Annotated in this window: 1 protein-coding gene; it reads right to left on the bottom strand. The window is 54.5% G+C overall.

Annotated features, from left to right (window positions below; translation table 11 throughout):
- Window positions 1-175 precede the first annotated feature (175 nt).
- Window positions 176-839 (bottom strand): cytochrome b (locus GIW04_RS31050; RefSeq protein WP_236479651.1); only part of this gene is annotated, 664 nt, incomplete at its 5' end.

The following is an 839-nucleotide window of genomic DNA, read 5'->3' as shown; positions in this document are numbered from 1 at the left end:
AACTTGGACGCTGTGGAATTGCCCCAATGCCAGTTGTAGGAGCGAGCTTGCTCGCGAAAAACTCACAGGCGCCGCGTTCATTCAGGAAGCACGCTTTATCGCAGTGAAAAGGAGACGGATTCATTTCTAGAAAATAAATCTGTCCCCATTTCGTCCGAGAAGCTTGCCGCGCCGTTCAGTGCTTGCGTCCCCCTCTTGTCATGCGCTGCAGTACCTGAGCATCGCCCTGCCAATAGTGCACGATGACTGCCGCGACATGCCCCAGGATAAGCACCAGCATTGTCCAACCCAGCAAACTATGAAAGTTGCTGCCCAGGTCAACCATCCACTGGATTTTTTCCCCCTCGAACCCGTCCATGACCGGTACGCCAAACGCAGAAAAAGCCCGGCCGGATCCGTACTGGCGAATCATCCCGATAAGCGGGATCAGGAACATCAGTGCGTACAACATCCCATGCCCGGTGGCGGCGATACGGCTTATGCTCGGTGGGCGCAGGTGTCGGCTCAGCAGACTCCAGCCGGCACGTAGGACCAGCAGTATCAGCAGTAACAGCCCCACGGGTTTGTGAAAGGGCCACAACCATTTATCCAGCGTAGAGTCCGACGCCAGGTAGTGGGTTATGGCTGAGCAATAGATCCACGCAAATAACAAGAACATCAGCCAATGCATTGCGCGACTTACCAAGTCGTAGTGTTCATTTGGCTGAAGAGGGGAGGCGCAAGTCGTCATTGTTCTGTCCTTCTGGCGAGTCGCATCGCGTTCTCTTTTAAGCGCATTGAGGCGCTGTTTGATGAAAAGTGGCCAGAATGAGTCTGGCGGCGACCCGATCATATACAAC

Origin of the sequence: Pseudomonas sp. PA-4-8C, assembly GCF_021606625.1 — a bacterium.
Lineage (GTDB): Bacteria > Pseudomonadota > Gammaproteobacteria > Pseudomonadales > Pseudomonadaceae > Aquipseudomonas > Aquipseudomonas lactis.
Note: the sequence above shows the minus strand (reverse complement) of the source record. Positions and strands in the feature narration are given on the sequence as shown.